Consider the following 22,089-nt stretch of genomic DNA (forward strand, 5'->3'; position numbering starts at 1 on the left):
GGTGGCGGTCCGGCCGGGCGGGCCGAATGCGTTTATCCGCGACCCAACCGGCGTCAGCCGGTCGGCGCAGCGCCCGATTACCGCCCGCCCGAAGCGTCGCTGCCCGGGCGGCGATAGACTTGCTCGCCGCCGACCCAGGTTTCGATGACCACCGTCGCGCGCAATTCGCTGGGCGACGCGAGCAGCGGGTCACGATCCACGACGATGAAATCCGCGCGCATCCCCGGCGCGAGATGACCGAATTTGGTCTCAGCAAAGCCGGCATAGGCGCCGTCCAGCGTGAAGGCGCGCCAGCTGCGTTCGCGTGTCAGCGCTTCTTCCGGTCGCCAGCCGCCAACCGGCTGGCCTTGCGCGTCCTGCCGGGTGAAGCCCGTCGCCCAGCCTTCGAACGGATTGGGGCTTTCGACCGGATAGTCGGAGCCGAACGCGATGCGCGCGCCGCTGTCCAGCATCGATTTCCAGGCATAGGCGCCCGTCAGCCGAGCCGCACCGACGCGCGCTTCGGCCATGGTCCGGTCACTGCTCTGATGCACCGGCTGCATCGATGCGATCACACCGAGCTTGGCGAAGCGCGGCAGGTCCACCGGATCGACCACCTGCGCATGCTCGATCCGCCAGCGGCGGTCGCCCTTGTAGGTCTCGCCAACCTCGGTAATCGCGTCGAGCACCTGCTGGTTGGCGCGGTCACCGATGGCGTGGATCGCGAACTGAAACCCGTCCATGGCGCCGCGGACGAGCAGGTTGGACAGCTGCGCATCGGTCAGGAACGGCAGGCCGCGATTGCCCGGCACGTCGCTATAGGGGGCCTTGAGCCACGCCCCGCGCGACCCGAGCGCGCCATCGGTGTAGAGCTTGATCCCGCCCATGCGCAGCTTGTCGGCATAGAGCCACGGCGTCGGACCGCTGCCGCCGACGCGCAGTGCGGTTTCGACGCCGTCCGAATAGGACATGATCCGCATGCGAAGCAGCCCCAAATCGCCCATGCGACGATAGGTCAGCCAATCGTCAACACTGGTGCCCATGTCGGCGCTGGCGGTGACGCCCATCGACAGCAGGATGTCCTGCGCCTTGATGAAGGCGGCGTTGCGGTCGCGTGGTGTGGGCTGGGGCAGCGCCTTTTCAATCAGCTCCATCGCCGCATCGACGAACACGCCGCCGGGCTTGCCCGCGACCAGCTCGATCCGACCGCCCGCCGGGGATTTGGTTGCCGGGGTGATGCCGGCTGCCTTGAGCGCAGCGCTGTTGGCCCAGCCGGCATGGCCATCGGCGCGGACCAGCCAGGTTGGGACGTCACCCGTCGCCGCATCCAGCTCCGCGGCAGTGGGGAAGCGGCCAAGGCCCCACACTTCCTGGTTCCAGCCACCGCCGGTGATCCAGCGCCGCGTGGGGTTCTCGGCGGCATAGCGACGGATCGCATCCTGCGCCTGCGCCAGCGAACGCGTCGCCGACAGATCGAGCGCGAGTGCGCGGAAGCCGAGGTTCATGACATGGCCGTGCGCGTCTACCATGCCTGGGATGACGACCCGCCCCTTGAGATCGGCGCGCCAGTCAGGACGCTCGGGGCGCTTCTCCCCACGCTTGAGCAGCTTCACCACCTTGCCATCGGGCGACATCACGATGCCGGTGAAGCGGACGACCTCACCCTGCTCATCCAGCGTGATGCCGTCGACATTGTCGACCAGCGCATCGGCAAGAGCGGGCGCGGGCAGCAGCAGCGCGGCGATCAGGGCGAGCGAAACAGGAAGGCGCACAAGGGTCTCCGAAAGCGGTGGTCGGGCGTAAACCTGACCTTGGCGGGACTTTCGAATAGGCGGTGTTCCCCCATCGCGCCAGATGGTCTAGGGCCGCGCCACCGGCCCGGCGGCGTTTCCGGGATTGCGAAAGAGTCACAATGGCAACTCAGGCTGCGTCCGCCCCCACTCCCCTCCCCCTCGCGCTGGCCGATGTGCAGATGGCGGCGGAGCGGATTGGCGGGTCGATCGTGCGCACGCCGACGCTGCACAGCAAGACGCTGTCCGACCTGACCGGCGCGACCGTGTATCTGAAGTTCGAGAATCTGCAGTTCACCGCCGCGTACAAGGAGCGCGGCGCGCTCAACACGTTGCTTCAGCTTGACGCGGCGGCGCGGGCCAAGGGCGTGATCGCGGCATCGGCCGGCAACCATGCCCAGGGCCTGGCCTATCACGGCAACCGTCTTGGCATTCCCGTCACGATCGTAATGCCCAAGCCGACGCCGACGGTGAAGGTGACCCAGACAGAGGGCCATGGCGCGAGCGTGATCCTGGAGGGCGAGACGTTCGACGAGGCCTATGCCCATGCGCGCCAGCTGGAGGCGAAGAATGGCTACACCTTCGTGCATCCGTTCGACGATCCGCGCATCATGGCCGGTCAGGGCACGGTGGCGCTGGAGATGCTGGCCGATGCGCCCGACATCGACACGCTGATCGTGCCGATCGGCGGTGGCGGGCTGGTGTCCGGCATGGCGACCGTCGCCAAGGCCGCCGATCGCGCAATCGAGGTGGTCGGCGTCGAGGCCGAGCTGTTCCCGTCGATGTACAACCGCGTGAAGGGCACCGACTTGGCCATTGGCGGCGACACGCTGGCCGAGGGTATCGCGGTCAAGGAGCCCGGCACGATCACCGCGCAGGTGATCGAGGCGCTGGTCGACGACATCGTGCTGGTCAGCGAGCGCAAGCTGGAGGAATCGGTCAGTCTGTTGCTGCAGATCGAAAAGACCGTGGTCGAGGGCGCGGGCGCGGCGGGCCTTGCAGCGTTGCTGTCCAATCAGGAACGGTTTGCGGGCAAGACGATCGGCATCGTGCTGTGCGGCGGCAATATCGACACGCGGCTGCTCGCCAATGTGCTGCTGCGCGACCTTGCCCGTTCGGGCCGCCTCGCCCGTCTGCGCATCCGCTTGCAGGATCGCCCCGGCGCGCTGTTCCATGTCAGCCGCATCTTCCACGAACAGGGCGTCAATATCATCGAGGTGTATCACCAGCGCGTGTTCACCTCGCTCCCTGCCAAGGGGCTGATCACCGACATCGAGTGCGAGACCCGCGACGGCGCGCATCTCGACCGGCTGATGGCGGCGCTGCGCACTGCGGGCTATGCGGTGAGCATGGTGGAACTGGATTGAGGGTTTTCCACAGCCCCGCGATGAACTGAATCGGGCGTGCGGCGAACCGAGTCGCGTTGCCCTCCACACCGAATCACCACTCCCGTATAACTGCGGTGCGCGCGCCGCTTGGCTGCGCAATCCCGAAAAATCACTGAACCGGCGTTAACCCATTTTCATGGTAAATCGGCTTTTCATCGTGATTCCGTCGCTTCATAAGGGTCACGTCCGACGCGATTTGCGTGGTTTCAAGGGGGCGAACGGGTGACGGCACTGACGCGCTTTCCACGGTTTTTCGTGACCAGCCCTTCGGCGTGTCCGTACCTGCCCGGGCGGCAGGAGCGGAAGATTTTCACCGAGTTGAACGGCCCGCATGCCGGTGAGCTCAATGATGCGCTGGGCCGCATCGGGTTCCGTCGCAGCCAGTCGGTCGCCTATCGGCCGAGCTGTGTCGGGTGTAACGCCTGCTTGTCGGTGCGCGTGGTCAATGACGAGTTCCGCCCCAATGCGACGCAGCGCAAGCTGATCCGTCGCCATTCGGACCTGTCCGTCACCGCGTGCCGCCCCTGGGCGACCGAGGAGCAATATGCGCTGCTGCGCCGCTATCTCGCCGCGCGTCATCCCAGCGGGGGCATGACGATGATGGATGAGACCGACTATGCCGACATGGTCGAACAGTCGCCGGTCAGCACCTATGTCATCGAATATCGCGAGCCGGAGGAACTGGGCGGCGAACTGGTCGGGGCCTGCATCACCGATCAGCAGGCCGATGGGCTGTCGATGATCTACAGCTTCTTTGCCGCCGACCACCCCCAGCGGCAGGGACTGGGCAATCTGATCATCATGGACCATATCGTCCGCGCCCGCAGCGCCGGGCTGCCCTACGTTTACCTCGGCTATTGGGTGAAGGGCAGCGACCGGATGGCGTACAAGACGCGCTATCGGCCGATGGAAGTGCTCGGCCCGAATGGCTGGTCGCGGATGCCGGACGATGCCGATGCGACCGTTGCCGAAGCTGCGCCGCAACCGATGCGGCTGCGCGCTTTCGCCTGAAATCAGGCGTCGCCGTTCATCCGTTCGACCTGAAGCTCCACCGACAATTCCTCAACCCCCTCGCCCTGGCGGATGCCGACAATTGGCGCGGCGCCGTTGAAGTCGAGCGCGGTGGCCATGCGGACATAGTTGGCGTCGGGGCTAATTCCGGCGGAGGGGTCGAAGCCGACCCAGCCCAGCCCCTCCACCCAGGCCTCGGCCCAGCCATGCGGGGGACACGTTCCCTCGCCGCAATTGCGGTAACCCGAGACATAGCGGGCAGGCAGGCCCAGCGCCGAAACTCCGGCGATAAAGATATGGGCGAGGTCGCGGCAGTCGGGATCGCCGCCCTCCAGTGCTTCGACGGCGGTCGCGCCGCGATCGGGGCGGTCAGCCGCTTCGGGGAAACGCTGGCAGAGCGCGCCGTTCCAGCGGTGCAGCTGGGCAAGCACCTCCCCGCTTCCCGCCGTGTCGCGCGCCCATTCAGCCAGCATCGCGTCGGGGGTCGTGCGCGCGGTGGTGCGGCGGAACATCGGCGGCGGGAGCAGTTCGTTGCTGCCGCGGACCAGCCCATCGGCTTCGGTGGTCAGCACCTGCCCCGCCACGGTAAGCTCGATTCGGTCGATCGGCCCTTCGGCGTACAGCATCGTCACGCGGTTCCCGAAGCCGTCGATCGAATCGCGCAGCCGCACGTCGCAATCGACGTCGATGCGCCAGTCTACCACGGTCTGGTCATGCGTGTCGCCGGGCGTCAGGCGCAAAGTCTGAACCAGCCGCTGTTGCGGCTCACTAAAGCGGTAGCGGGTCTGGTGGTCGATCGCGAGGCGCATCAGAAAAACCTGAACTGGCGCGCAATGGCGGCGTCGAGCAGCGCATTTTCGCGGATGAAGGCCTGCAGATATTCGTGCAGGCCACGGACAATCACTTCATGCGCGCGGGTCTTTTGCATCCGGGCGATGCGGGCGCGGGCCATACGGTCGGCTTCCCCCTGAAGTCCGGTGCGCTTGGCGAGAGCGTTGAGCTGCTCGACCACCTCCTCGACGCATCCGGCGAGGCTGCGGGGGAGTTCGGCGCGAGTGATCAGCAGGTCGATGACATTGGCCGGGCGGAGGCCGTCGCTGTAGAGCCAGCGATAGGCGGTGACCGCCGACACGGTCTGGAGGATCGTCGTCCACTGGTCACGGTCGACCAGCCCGCCGACCTTCTCCCCTTCGGGCAGCAGCAGATGGTATTTCACGTCGAGCAGCCGCGCGGTGTTGTCCGCACGCTCGATCGCGGCGCCGAGCTGAATCAGCATCGTCGCCTCATTGTCCATCATGCGGTGGATCGCGCCTTCAAAGCCGCGCGCTTCGGCCATGACCCCTTCGATCAGCGAGAGCGTCGTCGTCGTCCCGCCGGGACTGACGCGTTTCGCAAACAGCAGCCACAGCCGGTTGATCGCGGTCCATGCCTCGCGGGTCAGCGAGGTTCGGACCGCGCGGGCATTGTTGCGCGCTTGCTCCAGGCAGCGGACGATCGATCCGGGGTGGCTCATATCGAGCGTCAGGAAATGCGCCACCGGCTGCTGGCTGATCGTCTGGTGCGCGGCGGCATAGGCCTCTTCGGTGTAGGTGACGCTGAGCGCGCTGGCCCAGGCAGCCTCCCCCGCCGGGCGGGCCGACAGGGCGTCGAGGCGGACGGTCGCCTCGACCAGCCGGGCGATGAAATCGGCGCGCTCGACATAGCGGCCGAGCCAGTAGAGCGACGACGCGGTGCGAGAGAGCATGCGCATCAGCCGACCACCTGTGTCTGTTCCTGCCCCTGCACCGGCCCGTCGGGCATCAGGACGAAGCTGTCCTTGGTCCCGCCGCCCTGGCTGGAATTGACGACCAGCGACCCTTCTTTTAGCGCGACGCGGGTCAGGCCGCCGGGGACGACGCGGACGCCGTCGGAGCCGGAGAGGACGAACGGGCGGAAATCGACATGGCGCGGGGCGAGGCCGGTTTCGGTGACGGTCGGCACCGTCGACAGCGCCAGTGTCGGTTGCGCGATATAGCGATGCGGTTCGGCGATCAGCGCGGCGCGGAACGCCTCGATCTCTGCCTTGGTCGCGGTTGGGCCGACCAGCATGCCATAGCCGCCGGAACCATCGACCAGCTTGACCACCAACTGGTCCAGATGGTCGAGCGTGTATTTGAGCGCATCCGGCTCGCGGCAGCGCCAGGTTTCGACATTGGGCAGCTTGGCTTCACCGCCGGAGTAGAATTTCACGATCTCCGGCATGTAGCTGTAGATCGCCTTGTCATCGGCGATGCCATTGCCCGGGGCGTTGATCAGCGTGACATTGCCGGCGCGGTAGGCGGCCATGATGCCGGGAACGCCGAGCATCGAATCCGGGCGGAAGACGAGCGGGTCGAGGAAATCATCGTCGATGCGGCGATAGATCACATCGACGCGGACGCGCCCGGCGATGGTCTGCATATAGACGATGTCGTCATCGACCAGCAGGTCCGCCGCCTCAACCAGCTCCACGCCCATCGTGTCGGCGAGGAAGCTGTGTTCGTAGTAGGCCGAGTTGAAATGGCCGGGGGTCAGCACGACCGACACCGGGTTCGCGCCGCTGCGTTCCGGCGCCACCGATCGCATCGTTTCGCGCAGCATGTCGCTGTAGCTGTCGACCGCGGCGACGCGGAAGCTGCGGAACAATTCGGGGCAGAGGCGGATCATCGCCTCGCGGTTTTCGAGCATGTAGGACACGCCCGACGGGGTGCGGGCATTATCCTCAAGCACATAGAATTCGTCGGGGCCGGTGCGGACCAGATCGATGCCACAGATATGCGCCCAGACATCGTGCGGGGGCCGGATGCCGACTACTTCGGGGCGGAATTGCGGGTTGAGCAGCACCAGCTCAGGCGGCAGCACCCCTTCCTTGAGGATGCGGCGCTCGCCGTAAATGTCCTGGAGGAAGGCGTTGATCGCCTCGACCCGCTGAACCAGCCCTTCGGACAGACGCTGCCATTCGTCATGCATGAAGATGCGTGGAACGATGTCGAACGGGATGATGCGTTCGCTGGCATCGGTATCGCCATAGACGGCAAAGGTGATGCCGAGCTGGCGAAAGGTCGCTTCGGCCGATTGCTGGCGGCGGTGGAGTTCGGCGTGCGGGGTTTCAGCCATCCAGCGCGCGAGTTCGTTGAATTGCGGTCGCGGCTTTGCCGGCCCACCATGACCCCAGATCTCGTCGAACGCGCGGCTTTCCCCCATCAGGCCTCCAAAGTCCCGAACCCTGTTACGGTTCCATGCTGCAATGCTTTGTTGCGTTGCACAAGGGGGTGTGGAGCGGGCGGACAAAGCGGACGTAAATGGGGGTGTTTTGGGGTGGGGCGACTGGGAGAGGGCGGGTTTGGGACTGGGACGCGACTGTTAGGCGACGGCGACGCGACAGGTGCGCGACTTTGGCGCGACTGGGGTGTCAGGCGAGGCGGAGTGCTGGGGCGAACGGTCGGCGGCATGGGTGGAACAGATCAGGAAATTTCCAACTTGTATCCAACAAAATGCAGGGCGAACGGCTCTCCGATAAATGGCAGCAAACGAACCATTTGCAGACCTCAGAAGACTGTTAAACGATTCGCATCATCGTAGATTTGGCCGCACTCATACGGCCCATCGTTGCTGTAAATGCGCAAAGTATCGCGTTCGAAAGTCAGAGTAAGGCAGAACGGCTCAACCGAACAGTCCTTCACTTTCTGCCCAATCAGAAGATGGACGAAGAGGGGGTTAAGCCTGTCCTTGTCCGTATTGTGGCAGCGGACCACTCCCGCGCTAAGGGTTGGGTGAGGGTCTTCTTTTGCCTTCTGGTGGCTGAGGCGAGCGTCTAAGAAGAAGAAGAAGAAGACCCTCCCCAACCCCTCCCGCAGGCGGGAGGGGCTAAGTGAAGTGCGGGAGGGCCGCGTTTCAAATCCTCCCCGGCACGGGGAGGTGGCAGCGCGTAGCGCTGACGGAGGGGGCCCCAGGCACCGGATGCCCTTGCCTCGGGCCCCCTCCACCATCCTTCGGATGGTCCCGCTGGCGCTGTGCGCCGTCTGCGACTCCCCCGTTCCGGGGAGGATTATTCTGGTGCCCCCCACCTCCAAATAAAAAGGCCGGGGTTTCCCCCGGCCTTCTCTCCTTCCCTGCCCCCTATCACAGGGAAGGAAAGCCTGTTCACTCGGCGTATTTGACCGAGCAGCCATAGGGCGTGGTCTGGGCGACCGAGACGGGCTTGCCGGCCTTGAGCTCGTTCAGCGCGGCGAGGACGTGGTTGCGGGCCGAGCCCATTTCCTCGACGCGGGCGGCGGGCTTGTCGTCGATGCCGCCCTGAAAGCGCAGCACGCCCGCGCCGTCGATGATGTACATGTGCGGGGTGGTCTTGGCGGCATAGCCCTTGCCGACCACGCCCTTGGGATCGAGCAGGTAATGCGCCGGGCTCGCCTTCTTGTCCGCGACCCACTTGGTCGCCTCGGTGCCCTGCATATAGCCCTGCTTGCCCGGTGCGCCCGAGTTGATCGTCAGCCACACCACGCCGCCGGCTTTCGCGGCGGCCTGGGTCTTTTGCATGTTGCCTTCGTAATGGCGCTGCACGAACGGGCAGCCGGGGTTGTTCCACTCCAGCACCACCGTCTTGCCCTTGAAGTCGCTGAGCTGGACGGTTTTGCCGCTGGCGTCGGTCAGTTTGAAATCGGTCGCCTTTTGCCCATTGGTCTGTTGGGCGGCGGCGGGGATTGCGAGGGCCGCGAGTGTCGCTGCGGCAAATGGGATCAGTCGGTGCATCGGCTCATCTCCTTGATCTGCGGTTCATTTGCCCCCGGTTAGCTCGGTCAACATGCCTTGGGTGAGAAGCTGCGGCAAGACCTGAGGCTCGGTCGCACCCGCCGGATACCAGAGGTAGAGCGGCACACCGGCGCGGTTGTGGCGTTCGATGAAGCGGCCGAGCGCGGGGTCGCCATCGGTCCAGTCGCCGACAAGGACGGTGACCCCGCCCTTGGCGAAGGCGTCGCGGACGGCATCGGTCTCGATCGCGGCCTTTTCATTGACCTTGCAGGTCACGCACCAGTCGGCGGTGAAATAGGCGAAGACGGGTTTGTTCTGGGCGCGCAGGTCAGCGAGCCTGGCTTCGCTGAAGGGCTGCGCGCCGGAGACACTGGCTGCGGCAGCGGCGGGCTTTTCGATAGTGCCGACCAGCCACATGCCGCCGATCACGATCGCTAGGCTCATCACCCAGGCGATGCCGTTCCCAGCCCCGCGCGCCTGCCGCCGCCCGAGCGCCCACAGCACAACGCCGAGCGCGAGCGCGACGGTCAGGCCGGTCGCCATGCCGTTGACCCCGGTAAGGCCGCCCAGCACCCAGGCGAGCGCGATCGCGGTGAGGAACATCGGGATCGAGAGGATCTTGCGGAAACTGTCCATCCACGCGCCGGGCTTGGGCAGCATGCGGCGCAGTGCGGGGACGAATCCAAGCAGCAGGAACGGCAGCGCGAGGCCGAGGCCGAGTCCGAGGAAGATCAGCAGCGCCACATACCAGGGCAGCACGAGCGCGGCGCCGAGCGCTGCACCCATGAACGGGCCGGTGCAGGGGGTGGCGATGAACGCGGCGAGCGCGCCGGTCAAGAAGGCACCGCCACTGCCGCCGCTGGAGAGCCGACCGGCGAATTTCGGCGTCATCAGTTCGAACAGCCCCGCGAGGTTGAGCGCGATGCCGAGCACGAGGAGCAGGAGGAACAGGATGACGCGCGGGTCGGTGAGCTGGAACGCCCAGCCGACGCTCGCCCCTGCAGCGCGCAGGCCGAGCATGAGGCCGCCGAGCGCGAGGACGACGAGGACGACGCCTGCGGTGTAGGCGAGGCCTTCGGCGCGGGCATGGGCTTCGCTCGTGCCGCTCTTGGCGAGGCTCAGCGCCTTGAGGCTGAGGATCGGAAAGACGCAAGGCATGATGTTGAGGATCAGCCCGCCGAGCAGCGCGCCGCCGAGCGCGAGCAGGGCGGCGCTCCAGTCGATGCCGACTGGCGCTGCGGGTGCGGCGGCGACGGTGCCGGGAACGGCGGTCAGCGAGAAACCATCGCGCTCACCGGTGGCGAGGATGCCGTCGAGCCGTTCGGGGACTTTCGACCCGGCCTTGACCGACAGGATCAGCGTGTCGCCGTCGCGGGTCACGCTCTGCGGCGCGGAATAGGTGACGGCGTCGGGGGTCTGGGCGAAGAAATAGGCGTCCTTCCACAGATCGACCGAAGCGGGGAACGGGATGGCGATGCGCAGCGTGCCGTCGGTGACCTGGAACGTCGCTTCGCTGCCGAGCGGCTTGGGGAGCAGGCGGCGCCACTGGTCGAACTGCGCGCGGCGTTCGGGGGTGATGCTGCCGTCACCGACGGTCAGGTTCAGCGTCAGATTTTCGGTTTCGGGGACACAGATTTCGTCGGTGCAGATGAGGTAGTCTGCGCGCACCGCGATCGGGAGCGCGGTGCCGGGGGCGAGGCCGGCGGGGATCTTGAGCGTCGCGAACTGGGTGTAATTGCCCTTGTAGATATAGTTCATGATCCCGGCGATCATCAGCCGCGTCGGCACCGGATAGCGCAGCTCGCCCGCCGTCACGCCTTGGGGCAGCGTCCAGTCGAGGCGGGTATCGAGGCCCGCGTCGCCGGGGTTCTTCCAATAGCCGTGCCAGCCGGGATTGGGTTTGGCGACGAAGGCGATCGTGACCTCGCTGCCCGGCGCGGGGGTGTCGCTTTCGGCGACCAGATCGACGGTGAGGTTGTTCTGGCCCGCAGGCTGGGCGGCGGCGGGCAGCGCGAACAGCGCCAGCAGGAATGTCACCAAAGCGAAACCGAATCTGCGCATTGCCAGCCCTTGCCGTACCGATGTCGCGGGAACATAGCGGGCGCGGCCATTTTTGCCATGCCGGAGGGTTCATGCTCGCTCGATTGCTCGCCACTGCCATGCTTGTCACCGTTCCGGTTGCGGCACAGGAAGCTACTCCCGCTCCTGCCCCGGCGACGCCGCCCAAGCTGATCGTGGCGATTTCAGTCGACCAGTTTTCGACCGATCTGTTCGCGGAATACCGCCCCTATTTCACCGGCGGGCTGGCGCGGCTGGCGGGCGGCGTGGTGTTTTCCGGCTATCAGAGCCACGCCGCGACCGAGACCTGCCCCGGCCATTCGACGATCCTAACCGGCAGCCGCCCGGCGCGCACCGGCATCGTCGCCAATGACTGGGTCGACCTCAAGACCGGACGCGAGGACACGACGATCTATTGCGCCGAAGACGAACGCGTTCCGGGCAGCACGTCGGAGAAATACACGGTGGCGCCGGTGCATCTGATGGTGCCGACGCTGGGCGACCGGATGAAGGCGGCAAGCCCCGCGACCCGCGTGGTGTCGGTCGCGGGCAAGGATCGCGCGGCGGTGATGATGGGGGGCAAGTCCACCGATCAGATCTGGTGGTGGGGCGGCAAGGGCTTTGTGAGCTATACCGGCACCGCCGAGGCGCCGGTCGTCGCGCGCGCAAATGCGATGATCGCTGAACGGATCGACAAGGGGCAGCCCGCGCTGGAGCTGCCCGATTACTGCAAGCCGCGCGATGTTGCCGTGACGGCGGGGAGCCGCACGGTCGGCACCGGGCGGTTCGAACGCGCAGCCGGCGATGTCCGCCCGTTCCGCGCTTCACCCGAGTTCGACGGCGCGGTCCTGACGCTCGCCACGGCATTCTTCGAAGATATGAAGCTGGGCCGGGGCGAGGCAACCGACGTGCTGATCGTGGGCGCGTCGGCGACCGACTATGTCGGCCATGGATTCGGCACCGAAGGCACCGAAATGTGCCTGCAGCTGACCCATCTCGACCGCCAGCTCGGCGCGTTCTTTGACATGCTCGACCGCAGCGGGGTGGATTATCAGGTGGTGCTGACCGCGGATCATGGCGGCCACGACCTGCCCGAGCGCAATGTCATGCACGGCGTCCCCGATGCCGCGCGCGCGCAGGCCGGGCTGTCGTCCAAGCCGATGAGCGACAAGGTCGCGGCGGCGCTCAAGCTGGGTGAGCAGCGCGTCCTGTGGGGTGGCAATTTCGGGGATATCTATATCGACCCGAAGCTCGCCCCCAAGCTGCGCGCCAAGGTGCTGGCAGAGGCGGTGGCGCAGTATCGCGCGCATCCGCAGGTAGCGGCGGTGTTTACCGGCGCAGAGATCATGGCGACGCCCAGCCCGAGCGGGCCGCCGGAAAGCTGGACGCTGATCCAGCGGGTGCGGGCATCCTATTATCCCGGGCGGTCGGGCGATTTCTATGTCGCGCTCAAGCCGCGCGTCACGCCGATCCCGGTGCCGGGCGGCGCGGTCGCGACGCATGGCAGCATCTGGGACTATGACCGGCGCGTGCCGATCCTGTTCTGGCGCAAGGGCGTGACGCCGTTCAACCAGCCCAATGGCGTCGAGACCGCCGACATCCTGCCGACGCTGGCGAGCGTCATCGGGTTGAAGGTCGATCCGTCGGAGATTGACGGGCGGTGTCTCGACCTCGATTCGGGTCCGGGAAGCACCTGCCGCTGAACGTCTCGGCGTCGCGCACCTACCCGTTCGGGTAGGCCGCGCGACCCAAGCGGTCGATGTGCGGCGATCCGACGCTGCCTAATCTCATCCTCGTAATCCGGCCGGTGGGACCCGGCACGAAGCGAGGAGCCAAAGGCATGACCATCACCGCCACCGCCGCACCGGCCAGCACGCTGCTGACGCCCGGCGATCACACGCTGATCCTGATCGACCACCAGTCGCAGATGGCGTTCGCCACCAAATCGATCGACACCGTCGCGCTGCGCACCAATGCCGCGCTGGTGGCGCAGGCCGGCGCCGGGTTCGGCGTATCGACCATCGTGACGACCGTCGCCGAAAAGAGCTTTTCCGGCCCGGTGTTCGATGAGGTCAGCTCCGCCTTTCCCGATGCGCAGGTGATCGATCGCACGACGATGAACTGCTGGGAGGACCAGAATGTCGTCGACCGCGTCAATGCGATCGGTAAGCCGCGCATCGTGCTGGGCGGGCTGTGGACCAGCGTGTGCATCGTCGGCCCGGCGCTGTCGGCGTTGGAACAGGGTTATACGGTTTACGTCATCGCCGACGCGTGCGGCGACGTGTCGGCCGAGGCGCATGACCGCGCGATGGACCGGATGGTTCAGGCGGGCGCGGTACCGATGACGTCGCTGCAATATCTGCTCGAGCTGCAGCGCGACTGGGCGCGCGGTGAGACCTATGCGCTGACCACCGGGATCGCCGCGAAGCTGGGCGGCGCCTATGGCCTGGGTATCATCTACGCCGGCGCGATGTTCGGCGCGAAGGAAGGCGGCCACTGACCAGCCGTCTGTCCCAGACGCAGGCCGGGCGCTCCCCCAAGCCCCCCAAGCCCGGCCTGCGCCCCCCGTTCAGGATGACGCGCATGAAGCCCTATCTCCTCTCGCTCGCGGTCGGCGCGCTGGTTGGCGTGATCTATTCGACGCTCGGCGTGCGCTCCCCCGCCCCGCCGGCCATCGCGTTGCTGGGGCTGCTCGGCATGTTGCTGGGCGAGCAGGTCGTGCCGCTGGCGCGCAAGATCGTGCAGCGTGAACCGGTGGTCGCCTGGCTGCGTACCGATTGCGCGCGTGAGGTGCTGGGGCCGCATGCCGCCCCGCCGCCCCGCGACGATGGCGGGGCGAACGCATGATGCCCCGCCGCCGTGAGGCGATCACCGGCGCGGCGGCGAGCGCACTGGTCGCCGCCACCCCCTTTGCCCGGAGCAAATCCATGAACGACCTCGTCATCGTCAATGCCAAGTTGACCACGCTCGACCGCGCCAATCCGGTCGCGCAGGCAGTGGCGATCCGCGATGGCAAGTTCCTGAAGGTCGGCAGCGAGGCCGAGGTGCGTGCTGCAGTCGGTCCCGATGCAGCGATAATCGACGCGGGCGGGCGGCGGGTGATCCCCGGCCTGATCGACAGCCATATTCATGTCATCCGGGGAGGCCTCAACTATAACATGGAGCTGCGTTGGGACGGCGTCCCGACGCTGGCCGATGCGATGGACATGCTGCGGCGACAGGTTGCGCGCACGCCCAGCCCGCAATGGGTGCGCGTTGTCGGGGGCTTTACCGAGCATCAGTTCGCCGAAAAGCGCCTGCCGACGCTGGATGAGATCAACGCGGTCGCGCCGGATACGCCGGTGTTCATCCTGCACCTCTATGATCGCGCGCTGCTCAACGCGGCGGCGCTGCGCGCAGTGGGCTATGGCAAGGACACGCCCGACCCGCCGGGCGGGGTGATCGTGCGCGATGCCAAGGGCAATCCGACCGGGCTGCTGCTCGCCAACCCCAATGCCGCGATCCTCTATGCGACGCTCGCCAAGGGACCGAAGCTGCCGCCGGACTATCAGAAGAATTCGACGCGGCATTTCATGCGCGAGCTCAATGGTCTCGGTGTCACCAGCGTGATCGATGCGGGCGGCGGGTTCCAGAATTACCCGGACGATTATGCGATCATCGAGGAGCTGCACCGCGAGGGGCAGTTGACGCTGCGCATCGCCTACAACCTCTTCACGCAAAAGCCGAAGGAGGAGTTGAAAGACTTCGCCAACTGGTCGACGCAGGTGAAGCCCGGCGATGGCGACGACACCTATCGCCACAATGGCGCGGGCGAGATGCTGGTTTATTCGGCGGCAGATTTCGAGGATTTCCGCGTCGCGCGGCCCGAAATGCCGCCGAATATGGAGGCGGATCTGGAGCCAGTCATCCGCCTGCTTGCCGAGCGGCGCTGGCCGTGGCGGCTGCACGCGACCTATGACGAGACGATTACCCGCGCGCTCGACGTGTTCGAGAAGGTCAATCGCGACATCCCGCTGAACGGCCTCAACTGGTTTTTCGACCATTGCGAGACGATCAGCCAGCGCAGCATCGACCGGATTGCTGCGCTGGGCGGCGGGATCGCGGTGCAGCATCGCATGGCCTATCAGGGCGAGGAATTCGTTAATCGCTATGGTGCGCGTGCGGCGGAGCGGACCCCGCCGGTCGCGGCGATGCTGCGCAGCGGGGTGCCGGTCGGCGCGGGGACCGATGCGACGCGGGTGGCGAGCTACAACCCGTGGGTGTCGCTCGCCTGGCTGGTGACGGGGCGGACGGTGGGCGGAACGGCGCTGTACCCGGTCGCGAACCGGCTGGACCGTGAGGGCGCGCTGCGGCTGTGGACCGAAGCCAACACCTGGTTCTCCAACGAAGTCGGCAAAAAGGGGCAGATCAAGGCGGGGCAGCTCGCCGATCTGGCGGTGCTGAGCGACGATTATTTCGGCGTGGCGGAGAGCAATATCGCCCGCCTGCGATCGGTGCTGACCCTGCTCGGCGGGCGGGTGGTGCATGGCGACGGCGATTTCGCGCCGCTCGCCCCGGACCTGCCGCGCCCCATGCCCGACTGGTCGCCGGTCGCGACCTTCGGCGGCTATCATCAGGCGCCCGCGACCAACGCGAAGCTCGCAGATGCGTGCGGCTGTGCCAGCGGATGCGCAGTGCATGGGCATGACCATGCTGCGGCGCTGGGGGCGGACGTACCGGTGGCCGATGCGCGCAGCTTCTGGGGCGTGTTCGGTTGCGGTTGCTGGGCGATTTGAGCGTGGCCAAGGATCTGATCGAACGCGTCACCGGGAGCCGCTGGTTTCTGGCCAGTGCGCGGCTGGCGCTGGTTGCGCCGTTCCTGACGAGCGGAATCGCCAAGCTGGTTGATCCGACCGGCGCGACGGCGGAGATGCAGCAGTTCGGGCTGACTCCGGCGGGGCTGTTCGCGGGATTCGTGATCGCGGTGCAGCTGGCTGGCGGGATCGCGGTGCTGGTCGGGCGGTGCAGTGCGATCGCGGCGGGGGTACTGGCGCTGTTCACGCTGGCCGCGACCTTGCTGGCGCACCCCTTCTGGAGCTTTGCCGATCCGATGCTGTGGGCGCTCCACCGCAACATCTTTGTCGAGCATGTCGCGATCATCGGCGGGCTGATGCTCGCGGCGAGTCTGAGCGCGCGCCGGTGAGTTCGCCGCTTTCGAGCCCGGTGTTCCGGGCGCTGTGGCTGGCGACGATCGTGTCGAATATCGGCACCTGGATGCACGATGTCGGCGCGGCGTGGTTGATGACCTCGCTGTCGCCCAGCCCGCTGATGGTGGCGCTGGTGCAGGCGGCGACGACGTTTCCGCTGTTCCTGCTGGCGCTGCCTGCGGGCGCGCTGGCGGATATCGTGGATCGGCGGAAGGTGCTGATCGGGGCGCAGCTGTGGACCTTATGCGCGGCCGGAGCGCTGGCGGCGGTGACGCTGGCGGGGTGGGCCTCACCGGCGTTGCTGCTGGGCTTTACCGTGGCGCTCGCCTGTGGTGCGGCGATGAGTGCGCCGGCGTTTCAGGCGAGCGTGCCGGAGTTGGTCCCGCGCGCCGCGCTGACGCAGGCGGTCGCGCTCAATTCGACCGGGATCAACATTGCGCGGGCGATCGGTCCGGCGCTGGGCGGGGTGATCATCGCTGCCGCCGGTTCGGGCGCGGTGTTCGCGCTCAACGCGGTGTCGGTGACCGGCGTACTGATCGTGCTGTGGCGCTGGCGGCGCGCGCCGGGCGACCATCATCTGCCGCCCGAGCACTTTGGAGGAGCGCTGGCGGCGGGACTGCGCTTTGCCGTGCGGGCACCCGCGTTGCAGGTCGTGCTGATCCGGGCGCTTGCCTTCTTCCTGTGTGCGAGTGCGCTGTGGGCGCTGCTGCCGGTGGTGGCGCGGCGCGAGCTGAGGCTGGATGCGCTGGGCTATGGCGTATTGCTGACCGCGCTCGGCTGTGGCGCAGTCGCGGGCGCTTTGCTGTTGCCATGGTTGCGCAAGCGCGTTCCGGTCAACGCGCTTACGGTCATTGCCGCATTGCTGTTTGCCGGAGCGACTGCTGCGCTGGCGCTGGCGCCGGGACTGGCGCTGGCGATCCCGGTGCTGGTTGCGGCGGGGATGGCGTGGATCGCGATGATGGCGGCGCTCAACGGCGCGGCGCAGCTGGCGGTGCCGGGATGGGTGAAAGCGCGGGCACTGGCGATCTACCTGCTCGTCTTTCAAGGATCGATGACGGCGGGCGCGGCGCTGTGGGGATCGATCGCACTCCAGGCCGGGACCGATGCCGCGCTGTTCGCGGCGGCGGGTGGCCTCGTCGTTGCACTGATCGCAGCGTGGCGATTCCCGCTGTCGGGTGAGGATGCGCTGGACCTTGCGCCATCGCTGCACTGGGGGACGCCGGTCGTTGCGGGAGAGATCGCGCATGATCGCGGACCGGTGCTGGTCACGATCGAATATCGGATCGACCCCGACCAGGTCGCCGCATTCGCGCGCGCGATGGCACCCATGCAGCGCGTGCGGCGACGCGATGGCGCGAGCGGCTGGGGGCTGTACGAGGATGCCGCGATGCCCGGGCTGATGATCGAAAGTTTCACCGTGCCGAGCTGGGTCGAACATCTGCGCCAGCATGTACGCGTGACCAATGCCGACCGCACCGATCAGGACGCGGCGCGCGCGTTTCACCTCGGCCCGCAGCCGCCGGTGGTGCGCCACTGGATCGCGCCGGGATGACGCGCGGCGCCCTGCTCGCGCTTGCGCTGCTGCCTGGTCCGGCCGCAGCGCAGGCACTGACGCTGGATGCCGGGATCGAGGCGCGGGTGCGGGTCGAGGAGCTGCAGGACGACGCGCCCGGTAGCGACCGCTGGCTGCGTGTGCTTCCGCATGCGCAGGTCGAGGTTGGGCCGTTGCGGCTGTTCGTGCAGGGGATCGCGACCGCCGCCGCTGGGGCACCGGAGCCTGGGCCCACCGATACGACCGGCATCGACCTGTTGCAGGGCCATGCCGCGCTGACGTTGACCACCGGCGGCGCCGATGTGACGCTGCGAGCCGGGCGGACGCTGATCGCACTCGGGTCGGAGCGGCTGGTCGGGCGGCGCTATGGCGCAAATGTCCCGCGCGCGTTCGAGGGTGCGATGCTGACCGTGTCGCGCGGGCGACTGAACCTGTTGGCAATGGCGCTGCGCCCGGTGCGGGTGGGGCGCGGCGATTTCGACGATCGCGCTGACCCGTCGCGCTGGCTGAACGGCGTCCAGGCGCAATGGTCGGGGCGGCCGGTGTCGGTCGATCTCTACTGGCTCGACGACCGGCGCGCGGCGATCGGCGCGCGCGCGTCGCTGGGCGTGCGGGTATATGGCGCGCAGGGGGCGTGGCGCTGGAACTGGGAGGCGATGCGCCAGCGCGGTGAGGTCGAGGGGCGGCGTATTCGCGCATGGTCGCTGGCGAGTGAGACCGCGCTGGTGCTGGATCCGCTGACGCTGCGGCTGCGCGCCGCGATCGCCAGCGGCGATCGGTCGCCGGACGATGTCACCGCCGGAACCTTCGACCCGCTCTATCCCAAAGCGCAATATTTCGGCGAATTGTCGCCGATCGGGCCGCGCAACATGATCAATCTGCATCCGGGGATCGAACTTGCGCTTGACGAGCGTCTGACCGTTTCGGCCGCCGCGATCGCCTATTGGCGGCATCGGCGGGGCGATGGCGTTTATGATCTGGCGGGCCTGCCCCTGACCGGGCCGGGCGGGTCCGCGCGGCTGATCGGAACGCAGGTCGAGGTGGGTGCCGAGTGGCGCGCGCGACCGGGCCTGTCGCTGACGGGGGCGATCGCGCGCTTCCGGCCGGGGCCGGCGCTGGGTGGGCCTACACAAAAGCTCGTAGCGGTCGAGGCAACGCTGACGCTGTAACGTCAGATGTCGCCAAGTCCCGGAGATGCCTCGCCGCCCGCCTCCACGAAGCGGTCGAGCAGCCACGCTGCCGCGGGGCCGGGGGGCGTGTCGCGGCGATAGATGGCGCAGAAGCGGTAGGCGCCGCCGGGTGCTTCGGGCATGGCGAGGCGGACGAGGCTGCCGTCGATCAGATCTGGTTCGACCATCGGCAGCGGCATATTGCCCCAGCCGATGCCCTGGCGCAGCAGCTGGTGCTTCGCGCTGAGGTCGGCGAGCCGCCAGGTGCGCGGGCTCTGCACGGCAAAATCGCGGCCGGCCGTCAGCGGCGAGCGGTCGGTCAGCACCAGCTGGATATGCGCCCGCCCTGCCCCCGGCGGGACCGGATGAAGCTGTGCCAGCGGGTGGTCGGGCGCGGCGACGGGAATCATCTCGACCGATCCCGCCGCGACCAGTTCGATGCCATCGGCGTCGGTAGCGAGCGGGCCGCTGATCCCGACGCCCGCCTTGCCCTCAAGCACCAGCGCCGTCACCGCGCCGAGCGCCTCGACATGCAGCCGCAGCGCGACGGTGGGAAAGGCAGTGCGGAAGTCGCGCAGCACGGTGCCGAGCGTCGCGGCGGGCATCATCACGTCGACCGCCAGGCTGACCTCGGCCTCCAGCCCCTCCAGCAATCCGCGCACCTTGGCGCGGAGGCCGTCCATCCCCTCGGCAATCCCGCGCGCCTCCGCTAGTACCGCCTGTCCGGCGACGGTCAGCGTCGGTTTCCGCGCGCCCTCCCGCTCGAACAGGGTGACGCCGAGCTGCGCCTCGAGATTGGCGATGGCGTAGCTGATGACCGACACCGCCCTGTTGAGACGCCGCCCCGCCCCGCCGAAGCTGCCGGTATCGGCAACGGCGAGGAAGATACGCAGCTGGTCATAGGTCGGGGTGCCAGGCTGAACCATTCAACTTTCTCGAACGAATATGTGAATTTTATTCCACTCTTCACCGCCAGCGGCAAGGCCTATTTCCGCCTTCGTAGCCACCGCGAACCAATCGCGCGGCGGCCTGGAGAAGACCAATGATCGAACTTCGTCCTTTCGACAGCCTTGGCGGCGACAATCATGGCTGGCTCGATGCCAAGCATCATTTCTCGTTCGCCGGCTATTATGACGAGAACCGCGTCCATTGGGGCAATCTGCGCGTCTGGAACGACGACACGATCCAGCCCAAGACCGGCTTCCCGCCGCATCCGCATCGCGACATGGAAATCATCACCTATGTCCGCAAAGGCGCGATCACCCACCAGGACAATCTGGGCAACAAGGGCCGCACCGAAGCGGGCGACGTGCAGGTGATGAGCGCCGGCACCGGCATCACGCACAGCGAGTATAACATGGAGGAGGAGGTCACCCAGATCTTCCAGATCTGGATCATCCCCACCCGCAATGGCGAGAAGCCGAGCTGGGGCGCGCGGCCCTTTCCCAAGGGTGAGCGGGCCGGGCAGTTCGTCACGCTGGCGAGCGGATATGACGGCGACGGCGACGCGCTGCCGATCCGCACCGATGCGCGGGTCGTCGCGGCGACGCTGAAGGCGGGCGAGAGTGCGGAATACCCGCTCACCGCCGCGCGCAAGGCCTATCTCGTCCCCGCCACCGGTGCGGTCGAGATCGACGGCCTCCGCGTCAATGCCCGTGACGGCGTGGCGATCAGCGAGCTCGAAACGCTGCGCGTCACCGCGATCGAGGACAGCGAAATCGTGCTGGTCGACGCGGCCTGAGCACCCCCGGCCGCCGGGCCATCGCTTGCCCGGCGGCCAACCCCTTCTTTCGCATTTTGAACAGGAGACTATGACATGAACACCACCCGTGTTTCGCCCGCCGCCAATGGCGTGCTGCCGCTGTTTGCCCGTATCGCAATCGCCGCGATCTTTCTGTTGAGCGGGGTGTCGAAGCTTACCGCGCCGGCAGGGACGATCGGCTATATCGCGTCAGCAGGGCTGCCGCTGCCGGAGGTCGGTTATGCCATCGCGTTGCTGGTCGAGATCGTCGGCGGGCTGTTGCTGGTCGTTGGCTACCGCACCCGCATCGTCGCCGCCGCACTCGCGCTGTTCACCGTGGCTGCTGCGATTTTCTTCCACAACTCGCTGGGTGACCAGAACGAATTCATCCACTTCTTCAAGAACCTCGCCATTGCCGGCGGCCTGTTGCAGGTCGTGGCGTTCGGCGCGGGGCGGCTGAGCTTCGACAAGAACTGAAGCGCGCCAGACGCAAAAGGGGCCGGACCACCGATGGGTGGCCCGGCCCATTCTTGTGCGCGCAATCAGCCCTTGATGAAGGCGAGCAGGTCGGGATTCACGACATCGGCATGGGTGGTGCACATGCCGTGCGGCAGGCCGGGATAGGTCTTGAGCGTGCCGTGCTTCAGCAGCTTGACCGACAGCAGCGCCGAGGCGGCGATCGGGACGATCTGGTCGTCCTCGCCATGCATCACCAGCGTCGGCACGGTGATCGCCTTCAGGTCTTCGGTGAAGTCGGTCTCGCTGAACGCCTTGATGCAGTCGTAATGCGCCTTGGTGCCGCCAGCCATGCCCTGACGCCACCAGTTCCAGATCACGCCCTGATCGACCTTTGCGCCCGGCCGGTTGAAGCCGAAGAACGGGCCGGTCGGAACATCGAGGAAGAATTGCGCACGGTTGGCGAGCAATGCGGCACGGAAGCCGTCGAACACTTCGATCGGCAGCCCGCCGGGATAGGCGGCAGTCTTGAGCATGATCGGCGGCACCGCGCCGATCAGCACCGCCTTGGCCACGCGGCCCGGCTTGGCGCGGGCGACATAGCGGGCGACTTCACCGCCGCCGGTCGAATGGCCAATATGCACTGCGCCCTTGAGGTCGAGATGGTCGGTCAGCGCCGCGACATCGGCGGCATAGGTGTCCATCTCGTTGCCCGTATCGGTCTGGGTCGATCGGCCATGGCCGCGGCGGTCATGCGCGATGACGCGATAGCCCTTAAGCAGGAAGTACATCATCTGGCTGTCCCAGTCGTCCGCCGAGAGCGGCCAGCCATGGTGGAAGACGATCGGCTGCGCGTCCTTCGGCCCCCAGTCCTTGTAGAAGATTTCGGTGCCGTCCTTGGTGGTGATGATACCCATGCGTCGGTCTCCTGCGGTGGATGCGGCAAGCGCCGGTAACGCGCCGGCTGACAACGCGGACGCACCGGTCAGCAG

19 protein-coding genes are annotated in these 22,089 nt (G+C 67.0%); 11 read left to right on the forward strand and 8 right to left on the reverse strand.

All coding sequences use genetic code 11. From position 1 onward, the window contains the following. Positions 1–77: 77 nt before the first annotated feature. On the reverse strand, positions 78–1,751 hold the full coding sequence (locus tag KYX69_RS12260; protein ID WP_300497691.1) for an amidohydrolase: 1,674 nt from the start codon (positions 1,749–1,751) through the stop codon (positions 78–80). A gap of 140 nt (positions 1,752–1,891) precedes the next feature. On the opposite strand from KYX69_RS12260, the gene KYX69_RS12265 reads away from it, so the two are divergent. Both KYX69_RS12265 and KYX69_RS12270 read left to right on the forward strand, forming a co-directional pair. Then, a complete protein-coding gene (locus KYX69_RS12265) occupies positions 1,892–3,136 on the forward strand; it encodes a threonine ammonia-lyase (protein ID WP_300497693.1) in 1,245 nt (414 codons plus the stop codon). Between the two features lie 243 nt (positions 3,137–3,379). Further along, entirely contained in the window at positions 3,380–4,168 is a 789-nt protein-coding gene (locus KYX69_RS12270) for an arginyltransferase (RefSeq protein WP_300497696.1), read from the forward strand. 2 nt (positions 4,169–4,170) lie between these two features. Here KYX69_RS12270 and KYX69_RS12275 read toward each other — a convergent pair whose 3' ends face one another. From KYX69_RS12275 to KYX69_RS12295, 5 genes are all read right to left on the reverse strand, one after another. After that, the gene (locus tag KYX69_RS12275) at positions 4,171–4,977 is read right to left on the reverse strand and encodes a transglutaminase family protein (RefSeq protein WP_300497699.1); all 807 of its coding nucleotides are present in this window, start codon (positions 4,975–4,977) and stop codon (positions 4,171–4,173) included. Continuing rightward, on the reverse strand, positions 4,977–5,912 hold the full coding sequence (locus KYX69_RS12280) for an alpha-E domain-containing protein (RefSeq protein ID WP_300497905.1): 936 nt from the start codon (positions 5,910–5,912) through the stop codon (positions 4,977–4,979). The genes KYX69_RS12275 and KYX69_RS12280 overlap by 1 nt, the downstream gene beginning before the upstream one ends. Before the next feature lie 5 nt (positions 5,913–5,917). Then, positions 5,918–7,390 carry a circularly permuted type 2 ATP-grasp protein gene (locus KYX69_RS12285; protein ID WP_300497701.1) on the reverse strand — a complete coding sequence of 491 codons (1,473 nt, stop codon included), beginning with the start codon at positions 7,388–7,390 and terminating at the stop codon, positions 5,918–5,920. A gap of 939 nt (positions 7,391–8,329) precedes the next feature. Further along, a complete protein-coding gene (locus KYX69_RS12290) occupies positions 8,330–8,935 on the reverse strand; it encodes a redoxin domain-containing protein (RefSeq protein WP_300497704.1) in 606 nt (201 codons plus the stop codon). A 24-nt stretch (positions 8,936–8,959) separates the two neighbouring features. Then, positions 8,960–10,996 (reverse strand): protein-disulfide reductase DsbD, encoded by a 2,037-nt coding sequence (locus KYX69_RS12295; RefSeq protein WP_300497707.1) that lies wholly within the window; start codon positions 10,994–10,996, stop codon positions 8,960–8,962. Between the two features lie 71 nt (positions 10,997–11,067). Between KYX69_RS12295 and KYX69_RS12300 the strand changes: the two genes are divergently transcribed. From KYX69_RS12300 to KYX69_RS12330, 7 genes are all read left to right on the forward strand, one after another. Continuing rightward, entirely contained in the window at positions 11,068–12,696 is a 1,629-nt protein-coding gene (locus tag KYX69_RS12300; RefSeq protein ID WP_300497908.1) for an alkaline phosphatase family protein, read from the forward strand. A gap of 137 nt (positions 12,697–12,833) precedes the next feature. Next, a complete protein-coding gene (locus tag KYX69_RS12305; protein WP_300497710.1) occupies positions 12,834–13,493 on the forward strand; it encodes a hydrolase in 660 nt (219 codons plus the stop codon). Positions 13,494–13,576: 83 nt separating this feature from the next. Next, entirely contained in the window at positions 13,577–13,840 is a 264-nt protein-coding gene (locus tag KYX69_RS12310) for a DUF1427 family protein (RefSeq protein WP_300497713.1), read from the forward strand. A gap of 80 nt (positions 13,841–13,920) precedes the next feature. Further along, positions 13,921–15,768 (forward strand): amidohydrolase, encoded by a 1,848-nt coding sequence (locus tag KYX69_RS12315; protein ID WP_300497911.1) that lies wholly within the window; start codon positions 13,921–13,923, stop codon positions 15,766–15,768. A gap of 2 nt (positions 15,769–15,770) precedes the next feature. Further along, positions 15,771–16,175, forward strand: a complete 405-nt coding sequence (locus tag KYX69_RS12320) for a DoxX family protein (RefSeq protein WP_300497913.1) — start codon at positions 15,771–15,773, stop codon at positions 16,173–16,175. Next, entirely contained in the window at positions 16,172–17,731 is a 1,560-nt protein-coding gene (locus tag KYX69_RS12325; protein WP_300497715.1) for an MFS transporter, read from the forward strand. Before KYX69_RS12320 ends, KYX69_RS12325 begins: the two co-directional genes overlap by 4 nt. Beyond that, positions 17,728–18,900, forward strand: a complete 1,173-nt coding sequence (locus KYX69_RS12330) for an alginate export family protein (protein WP_300497718.1) — start codon at positions 17,728–17,730, stop codon at positions 18,898–18,900. Before KYX69_RS12325 ends, KYX69_RS12330 begins: the two co-directional genes overlap by 4 nt. Positions 18,901–18,902: 2 nt before the next feature. On the opposite strand, the gene KYX69_RS12335 is transcribed toward KYX69_RS12330, so the two are convergent. After that, on the reverse strand, positions 18,903–19,826 hold the full coding sequence (locus tag KYX69_RS12335; RefSeq protein ID WP_300497721.1) for a LysR family transcriptional regulator: 924 nt from the start codon (positions 19,824–19,826) through the stop codon (positions 18,903–18,905). A 116-nt stretch (positions 19,827–19,942) separates the two neighbouring features. Here KYX69_RS12335 and KYX69_RS12340 point away from each other — a divergent pair, with 116 nt between their 5' ends. Further along, positions 19,943–20,641, forward strand: a complete 699-nt coding sequence (locus tag KYX69_RS12340) for a pirin family protein (protein ID WP_300497724.1) — start codon at positions 19,943–19,945, stop codon at positions 20,639–20,641. Positions 20,642–20,716: 75 nt separating this feature from the next. Further along, positions 20,717–21,118, forward strand: a complete 402-nt coding sequence (locus tag KYX69_RS12345; RefSeq protein ID WP_300497726.1) for a DoxX family protein — start codon at positions 20,717–20,719, stop codon at positions 21,116–21,118. 65 nt (positions 21,119–21,183) lie between these two features. Here KYX69_RS12345 and KYX69_RS12350 read toward each other — a convergent pair whose 3' ends face one another. Continuing rightward, positions 21,184–22,014: an alpha/beta hydrolase gene (locus KYX69_RS12350; protein WP_300497916.1), complete on the reverse strand. Its 831-nt coding sequence runs from the start codon at positions 22,012–22,014 to the stop codon at positions 21,184–21,186. Positions 22,015–22,089: the final 75 nt, after the last annotated feature.

Origin of the sequence: Sphingomonas sp. (assembly GCF_030145815.1) — a bacterium.
In the GTDB taxonomy this organism is placed as follows: Bacteria; Pseudomonadota; Alphaproteobacteria; order Sphingomonadales; family Sphingomonadaceae; genus Sphingomonas.

Coding starts and splice junctions, on each gene's coding strand:
- KYX69_RS12265 (WP_300497693.1), top strand. CDS start 1,892: ATGGCAACTCAGGCTGCGTCCGCCCCCACTCCCCTCCCCCTCGCGCTG.
- KYX69_RS12275 (WP_300497699.1), bottom strand. CDS start 4,977: ATGCGCCTCGCGATCGACCACCAGACCCGCTACCGCTTTAGTGAGCCG.
- KYX69_RS12280 (WP_300497905.1), bottom strand. CDS start 5,912: ATGCTCTCTCGCACCGCGTCGTCGCTCTACTGGCTCGGCCGCTATGTC.
- KYX69_RS12285 (WP_300497701.1), bottom strand. CDS start 7,390: ATGGGGGAAAGCCGCGCGTTCGACGAGATCTGGGGTCATGGTGGGCCG.
- KYX69_RS12290 (WP_300497704.1), bottom strand. CDS start 8,935: ATGCACCGACTGATCCCATTTGCCGCAGCGACACTCGCGGCCCTCGCA.
- KYX69_RS12295 (WP_300497707.1), bottom strand. CDS start 10,996: ATGCGCAGATTCGGTTTCGCTTTGGTGACATTCCTGCTGGCGCTGTTC.
- KYX69_RS12300 (WP_300497908.1), top strand. CDS start 11,068: ATGCTCGCTCGATTGCTCGCCACTGCCATGCTTGTCACCGTTCCGGTT.
- KYX69_RS12305 (WP_300497710.1), top strand. CDS start 12,834: ATGACCATCACCGCCACCGCCGCACCGGCCAGCACGCTGCTGACGCCC.
- KYX69_RS12310 (WP_300497713.1), top strand. CDS start 13,577: ATGAAGCCCTATCTCCTCTCGCTCGCGGTCGGCGCGCTGGTTGGCGTG.
- KYX69_RS12315 (WP_300497911.1), top strand. CDS start 13,921: ATGAACGACCTCGTCATCGTCAATGCCAAGTTGACCACGCTCGACCGC.
- KYX69_RS12330 (WP_300497718.1), top strand. CDS start 17,728: ATGACGCGCGGCGCCCTGCTCGCGCTTGCGCTGCTGCCTGGTCCGGCC.
- KYX69_RS12335 (WP_300497721.1), bottom strand. CDS start 19,826: ATGGTTCAGCCTGGCACCCCGACCTATGACCAGCTGCGTATCTTCCTC.
- KYX69_RS12340 (WP_300497724.1), top strand. CDS start 19,943: ATGATCGAACTTCGTCCTTTCGACAGCCTTGGCGGCGACAATCATGGC.
- KYX69_RS12345 (WP_300497726.1), top strand. CDS start 20,717: ATGAACACCACCCGTGTTTCGCCCGCCGCCAATGGCGTGCTGCCGCTG.
- KYX69_RS12350 (WP_300497916.1), bottom strand. CDS start 22,014: ATGGGTATCATCACCACCAAGGACGGCACCGAAATCTTCTACAAGGAC.